We start from the raw sequence: 7,426 nt of genomic DNA, 5'->3' as shown, positions 1-7,426 counted from the left end.
TTCGCTAACTGTCCACAGGCTGCATCAATATCTTTACCGCGACTGCGTCTCACTGTTACGGTAATATTATTGGCCTCTAAAACACTGACGTACCTACCGAATGCGTTTGAACTCGCCTGTTGAAATTCGCCATCATCTATTGGATTATACTCAATTAGGTTTACTTTACTCGGTGCAAACTTGCAAAACTCAACTAAAGCATCAACATCTTTTCGTTGATCATTAATGCCATCCCAAACTACATACTCGTATGTAATTCTATTCTTGGTTTTTGAATACCAATATTGTAAAGCTTCTCTTAAGTCATTTAAGGGGAACGTTGCATTAAATGGCATTATCGAGGTTCTAACCTCATCGATAGCTGAGTGTAGTGAAACCGCTAGTTTAAACTTCACCTCATCATCTGCCATCTTTTTTATCATCTTAGGCACACCAGAGGTAGAAACAACGATTCGTTTTGGTGACATCCCTAAGCCTTCAGGTGATGTAATTTTATCAATAGCCTTTAAAACGTTATTATAGTTCATGAGTGGTTCTCCCATACCCATAAAAACAATATTACTTAAAGGTCTTCCGTGATACAATCGACTCTCATTATCTATAGCAACAACCTGATCGTAAATTTCATCTGGATTAAGATTTCGCATACGCTTTAGTCTAGCCGTTGCACAAAACTTACAATCTAAACTACAACCCACTTGCGAAGAAACACAAGCTGTGGTTCGGCTTGGTGTTGGTATTAAAACAGACTCTACAATAAGATCGTCATGAAGTCTCACTGCATTTTTAATAGTTCCGTCAGAGCTACGTTGCATCTGATCTACCTTTATATGATTAATTACAAAATTATCCATCAGCATTTGTCTTGTAGCCTTGGAAATATTAGTCATATCTTCAAAGCTATGTGCTGATTTTTGCCACAACCACTCATAGACTTGATTACCTCTAAAAGCCTTATCGCCTCGCTTAACAAAAAAGTCTCTTAGTTGATCTTTTGTCAAAGCTCGTATGTCTTTCTTTTTAGCTTCCATGAGTTGCAAAGTTACTCAAATGCGTACTATTTTTAATACCATAAAAAAGCCTCTTTTCAGAGGCTTTTCTCACTAATATTATTTTGATTCTATAGAATTAACATGGCATCACCATAAGAATAGAATTTATATTTTTCTTTTACTGCCTCCTCATAAGCATGCTTAACAAAATCATGTCCAGCAAATGCAGAAATCATCATCAATAAAGTAGATTTTGGTGTATGAAAATTGGTAATCATACAATTAGCAATACTGAAGTCGTAGGGAGGAAAAATAAATTTATTTGTCCAACCTGCATAAGGATTAAGTCTTCCGTTGGATGACACAGAACTTTCAATTGTTCTCATAGAGGTAGTTCCTACAGCACAAACGCGCCGTTTATTTTCAATTCCATTATTAACAATATCTGCAGCCTGTTGGGTAATTACAATTTCCTCACTATCCATTTTATGCTTAGATAGGTCCTCAACCTCAACTGGATTAAATGTCCCTAATCCAACATGTAAGGTTACTTCAGCCATATCAACGCCTTTAATCTCTAATCGCTTTAATAGGTGTTTAGAGAAATGAAGACCTGCAGTTGGCGCAGCTACCGCTCCTTCATTTTTAGCATAAATAGTTTGATAACGCTCTTCGTCTTCTGGTTCTACATCTCTTTTGATATATTTTGGAAGCGGAGTTTCACCAAGCTCTGTTAATTTTCTTCTGAAATCTGAATACGATCCATCATACAAAAAGCGTAATGTTCTACCTCTTGATGTTGTATTATCTATGACTTCGGCTACTAATGTTTCATCATCACCAAAGTAAAGTTTATTACCAATTCTAATTTTACGAGCTGGATCTACCAAAACGTCCCACAGACGCTGATCTTGGTTTAATTCTCTTAATAAAAAGACTTCAATTCTCGCACCAGTCTTTTCCTTATTACCATATAATCTTGCAGGAAAAACCTTGGTGTTATTCATAATCATAACATCTCCCTCATCAAAATAATCGATAACATCTTTAAACAATTTATGCTCAATTTTTTGATTAGCTCTATCCAAAACCATTAATCGAGATTCATCTCTATGCTCTGCTGGATGTTCTGCTAACAATTCCTCAGGAAGGTCAAAATTAAAGTGTGATAATTTCATACGAATTGGTTTATTTTTTGAAGTTGCAAATATACAATCTCAGAATAGGCCTTGTCAAGTAATTGACTGTTTATTTTAGCTGGAAGCCAATAGCTTTAAGATCTTTCCAAAAATCAGGATAGGATTTACTAACCACATCGGCATCATTGATATTGATATTGGTTTTTAATCCTAATGGTGCAAATGCCATTGCCATTCTATGATCCTTATAAGTATCAATAGCCACACCTTGATTTATTTTATCGGACTTCGAAAGGTGCAACGAATTCTCTGTGATATTGACATTTGCTCCTAACTTCTCAAGTTCTATTTTAAGTGCTACCAAACGATCTGTTTCTTTAATTTTAAGCGTATGTAAGCCTACCATATAACATTCTAACCCTAAACCAAAGGCTGTTACGGCTATGGTTTGAGCAATATCGGGAGCATTAGCCAAATCTAAATTCATGATAGCTTCTGAATTGAGAACATTAGATTTCTTTAAGGTAATACTATGCTTATCAAATGTTGTCTCTACACCAAATGCCTTGTAAACATCAACGAGTACAGAATCCCCTTGAAGCGAATTTTTTTTATAAGCAGACAAGGTAAGTTCAGTACCCTCTTCACTTAAGGCTGTAATGCTGTAAAAGTAAGATGCCGATGACCAATCGGATTCTACAGTCAACGAAGAAACTAAAGGCTTTTCTTTAAGAGGTAGAACTTTAATTACCTGACCTTCAAAGCTTGTGTTTACACCTATTTCTTCCAACAGACTTAAAGTCATTTTGATGTAAGGCACTGAGGTAATTTTACCGTCAAGTGTAAGTTCTAACCCATGCCCTAATTGTGAAGCAATAAGTAATAATGCTGAAATATATTGACTACTAACATTAGCCTTAAGAGTTACTTGGGAGTTATCAATGTTTTTCCCTACTATTTTTAGTGGTGGAAATCCTTCATTCTCTTGATAACTAATCTCGGCACCTAAAGTTCTTAAAGCATCTACCAAAATACCAATTGGGCGCTCTTTCATTCGCGAAGATCCTGTTAAAAGAACCTCTCTATTCTCTCGAGATGCAAAATACGCTGTTAGAAATCGCATCGCTGTACCAGCATGGTGGATATCTACAGTAGGCGCATCAGACCTTAAGGCTTTTTGCATTAAAACTGAATCATCCGAATTAGACAAGTTTTCAATAGAAAGTTCAGGATATAAGGCCTGCAATAAAAGCAGTCTGTTAGATTCGCTTTTAGATCCTGTAATAGTAATTGAAGATTGACGATTGGCAACTTCTGACTTAAGAATTTGAATGTTCACTAATTCTAATTATTTTGAAGCTACAAATCTACTTTAATTTATCATTATTGTGATGCCTATCGTGATCGCGTTTGGTTTTTTCATCCATTTTCTTATCAAATGCATTCTGAAGATCAATTCCTGTTTGGTTGGCCAAACATAATACCACAAACACAACATCTGCTAATTCTTCTCCCAAATCCTTATCCTTATCACTCTCTTTTTCACTCTGCTCACCATAGCGTCTTGCTATAATTCTGGCCACCTCACCAACTTCTTCTGTAAGCTGCGCCATATTGGTCAATTCATTAAAATAGCGTACACCGTGCTCTTTAATCCAAGCATCAACAGCTTGTTGCGCATTTTTTATATCCATTCTTAAGCTTTTGTCAAGACAATTTGTTCACCTTGCTTTTCAACAATTTTACTAAAAAATGATTTAAAATCCTCATAATCTACAGGCTGAATAATTGGATTATTAATTTCTAATCTTACCATTAACTGCAAAGAGCTTCCTTTTCCTTGTAAAACATAATTAAATTTAACATCTCCTTCCTTAAAGGAAATGGCTTCACTTTTAGGAAGTGATTCTACACTGTAGCCTTCAGGTATCATTATACTCACCATAAATTTATCTTCATAAGGAATTACAAAATCTATTGGATATAAGCGATTATCTAGTTTAAATGGATTCTCTTTCATAGCTAAAAATAATAGTGGCGAAAAGTATAGTTTGCTACCTACTTCGTCTATTCCATCAGATAATTCATAGTCATAGGTAATTTTAACAGGTTGACTCAAATCCTTTGCGTTTTCATAACTCAACTCACTCACTTCAATAGCGCCTTTACCAGATTCTAGAGATTTAATATGATCGTCAGTACTAAGATTAGTATAACGCTTTCTATAATTCATTGCGAGGTATGAGGTATAGTTTTTTCTCACCTTTCCAGTAGCCATAAAATCGTCACCTATTGTAACATTAATCATGGTAGACTCTGCTGACTTTTTGTTTGGTTTCACATCTACCCATCTCGAAGAACCACCATCCAATAGCAGTCGTCCTTGCCAGTTTAAAACACGTTCTGGTAATACATTCCCAGAACTATAAGGTTCCGTAGCATCAATTAGTAAATAAGAACCACCACTTTGAACCATACAAATCACATAATTAAAACCTTCTCTAGTAGGAAATAGCGGAACTCCATTATTTCGCGTACTTATTAAAACAGGATTAGCATTAACTCCTACAGATTTGAGCATTGAGGTGACGAGTAAATTAATGTCTGCTACATTTCCTTGACCTTCCTTGTAGGCTGAACGAATTCCATTTTGAGCATACTTACCGTAGTTTCCGTTCCACTTTACTTTAGATTTAACCAAATTTTCAATCAGAAAAGCCTTTTGATAATCATCATCCACACCTTCTAGCAAGGCAGCCAAATCTTCTTTATAAAAGCTAAACTTTTCTAATTGTCCTCCGAAACTTCGACTATCGTATATACTCTTTGAAACTTGGTCCCAACTTGTTGAGTATGATTTTTCGACTATATCATCCAATGACACTCGAGCTTCAAGCTCCATACTTAATTTTGCTTTGTAATTGTTAATAGTTCCTGCATACGATTCTGCCTTAAGAGCAGGTATATTATGCTCAGAAACCACTACCACATTATCATAATACCTCATTTCACTCTTTGACACTGACCTGCCCGAGCCAACTACATCATTATTGGCCACCTTTTGGGAAATAATTACGGATTTATCTTTTTTAGTTTCGGTATAACTAGCTACATAAAATGCCCTTTTATTTAATCGTTTTTTATATCTGTAAAACTGAGGCGTTGCAATTTTAACATCTAACTTTTTAACTGGTACACTAAATTGAAGATCCACATCATCTAAAACTACAAATGGTGATAAAATGGAGTACTTATATTCGATCACGGATCCTTCCTTTACATTTGGTAAGGTAAATGAGTTCACCTCATATATTTCAGAAGCTTGTTCTTTAAAAACACCATCACCCTTTAATTTTTCCTTTTTAACTTTTCCGCCCTCTAAATTATAGGTTGTAGCTTTTAAACCATTGATTTTTTCATTATTTCCATTATCACCTTTATACAGGTAAACTTTCTTATTAGCCCAATCAAATCCTTCCTTATTATAGATTTTAACTCGCATTAAAATTTCTTTTTCTTGAGTGAAGCCATTGTTTTGACTGTAGGAGAATGATACTGTTTCATTTCTATAAAGAATTGCTGCACTTGCAGATGAATCTGATGGATGAAATTGCTCCTCTAATTCAGCTTTTGAAACCTTACCATAGTCATAATTTTGACTATTAATAAAGATAAATCCAAATAAGATAAAAATTGTTGAAATTAAGTTTTTCATAAATAAATGTGATTGATTTTTTTTGTGTTTCTTAAATTATACAATGAGATTATATTGTAACTAGTACGACTTTTGTCTTATCATTTTTAACAATTTTCTTTCTAAAATCTCTAAAAGCCTTATAATCTTCTTTTTGATAGTCTCCCTTGTTTAGAATGTAAGTGCGAGTATACTTTAACTTGTTACCATCAAGTTGTTCTATTTTAAACTCGTATACACCAAACTTTGATTCAACCGATTTACTATCGGTAAATGCCTCAATTTTAAGTGTCTCAGGATACTCTATGATAAATTCATCAATATCTTTAAAAGAGCGGTCTATTTTAAATTCTAATTGACGTTCGGTATATCTCGGCGGAATACTTGTAACTTTATTAAAAATATTAGGTTGAAAAATAAGTCGTGTACCGCTCTTTGATGCATAATTGGTTGAATTTAACTCTATGTTTTCGTTGTAGATAATGTTTTCTTTATCGTTATCAATAGCAATATCTTCAATTCTTAAATTATTAATATTATCCCAATACTCTTTGTAATATAGTTGCTGATCCCGTTCTGTTTTATTTTCAATTCCCTCATGAAGGTTATATTGAAATCCTGTTGTGGCAATATTAACCTTAGCAGAAATACTACCCGTTTCGTTCATCACTACAGTTGCTTTGGTCTTCTGGACGCTATCATCTGCCTCATAGACTTTTGTATGCACAATTTCTCCACCTTCTGGTTTCACGAGTAAAACATCCCTATCGTCTGTAAAACCAGCTGTAAATCCGAATGGACTTGTTTGACTCGTGCATTCTAAAAAGATATTTTCATCTTCCTGAGGTACACATAATATCACATGATTACCTTCAATAGAAGAAAATTCTTTATCAATACTTCGAATAGCATTACCTCCATATACAACAGTATAATATGATGGTACATCAACGGCTTCTAACAATGCTTTTGTATAATTTGTTAGTCCTTTGCAGTCCGCATATCCAAGTTTATCTACATCGTTTGCCATCATAGGTTTCCAACCGCCTATACCAACTTGAATACTTATATATCTGGTTTTATCCTGCATATATTTATAAACTACCTTAGCACGTTCAATTGGGTCTTCTAAGCCCGCTGTAAGTGCTCTCACCTCATCTATTCTTGTTTGCGGAATTTTATCTGTTCCTGTTAGTAAGCGATCGTACATCCATTTACCAAAATCGGCCCAATTATTATTTTCTCCATCGACACCAACCATACTGAACCTTTTCATAGCGACCTTGTAAATAGGCACTAAACTTTTAAGATCTGGTGTGTATGCTTCATACTTAATCGCTGGAACATTGGAAGCAACAAAATGATGATCCGAAAGCGACTCAATAGTATAATTACTAAAATTGGTCTTTTTGGTTTTTAATTCTAAATTACCTGTATTAATAATTTCATATTCTGCATGTTGTAAACTCACATAGAAATCGTCTAATGGTGCCCAAATTGGAAAAAATGCAGTACTGCTGTAAATAACCTCAGATGTATAGTCAACTGTATAAGGGTATTTTAGTGGTATATAATTCAAATAATTAACCATATAGTCTTCA

Annotated in this window: 6 protein-coding genes; all 6 read right to left on the bottom strand. The window is 34.4% G+C overall.

Annotation, left to right across the window (positions count from 1 at the left end):
• Positions 1 to 1,031 (bottom strand): 23S rRNA (adenine(2503)-C(2))-methyltransferase RlmN (gene rlmN / locus HRU49_RS07720; protein WP_296355828.1); only part of this gene is annotated, 1,031 nt, incomplete at its 3' end.
• Positions 1,032 to 1,120: 89 nt separating this feature from the next.
• Positions 1,121 to 2,170 carry a tRNA preQ1(34) S-adenosylmethionine ribosyltransferase-isomerase QueA gene (gene queA, locus HRU49_RS07715; RefSeq protein ID WP_296355825.1) on the bottom strand — a complete coding sequence of 350 codons (1,050 nt, stop codon included), beginning with the start codon at positions 2,168 to 2,170 and terminating at the stop codon, positions 1,121 to 1,123.
• A gap of 70 nt (positions 2,171 to 2,240) precedes the next feature.
• Positions 2,241 to 3,470, bottom strand: coding sequence for a 3-phosphoshikimate 1-carboxyvinyltransferase (locus tag HRU49_RS07710; protein WP_296355823.1), 1,230 nt, complete (start codon positions 3,468 to 3,470; stop codon positions 2,241 to 2,243).
• A 28-nt stretch (positions 3,471 to 3,498) separates the two neighbouring features.
• Entirely contained in the window at positions 3,499 to 3,825 is a 327-nt protein-coding gene (locus HRU49_RS07705; protein ID WP_296355821.1) for a nucleotide pyrophosphohydrolase, read from the bottom strand.
• A gap of 2 nt (positions 3,826 to 3,827) precedes the next feature.
• A complete protein-coding gene (locus HRU49_RS07700) occupies positions 3,828 to 5,846 on the bottom strand; it encodes a transglutaminase domain-containing protein (RefSeq protein WP_296355818.1) in 2,019 nt (672 codons plus the stop codon).
• A 49-nt stretch (positions 5,847 to 5,895) separates the two neighbouring features.
• Positions 5,896 to 7,416 (bottom strand): hypothetical protein, encoded by a 1,521-nt coding sequence (locus tag HRU49_RS07695; RefSeq protein WP_296355816.1) that lies wholly within the window; start codon positions 7,414 to 7,416, stop codon positions 5,896 to 5,898.
• Between the last annotated feature and the right edge of the window lie 10 nt (positions 7,417 to 7,426).

It is taken from the genome of Winogradskyella sp., from assembly GCF_013213975.1.
GTDB lineage: Bacteria > Bacteroidota > Bacteroidia > Flavobacteriales > Flavobacteriaceae > Winogradskyella.
This window is presented reverse-complemented; position numbering and strand designations above follow the sequence as displayed.

What these genes read in the sequence shown, in the direction of transcription:
- HRU49_RS07705 (WP_296355821.1), bottom strand. Translation starts at nt 3,825, where the DNA reads ATGGATATAAAAAATGCGCAACAAGCTGTTGATGCTTGGATTAAAGAG.
- queA (WP_296355825.1), bottom strand. Translation starts at nt 2,170, where the DNA reads ATGAAATTATCACACTTTAATTTTGACCTTCCTGAGGAATTGTTAGCA.
- HRU49_RS07700 (WP_296355818.1), bottom strand. Translation starts at nt 5,846, where the DNA reads ATGAAAAACTTAATTTCAACAATTTTTATCTTATTTGGATTTATCTTT.
- HRU49_RS07695 (WP_296355816.1), bottom strand. Translation starts at nt 7,416, where the DNA reads ATGGTTAATTATTTGAATTATATACCACTAAAATACCCTTATACAGTT.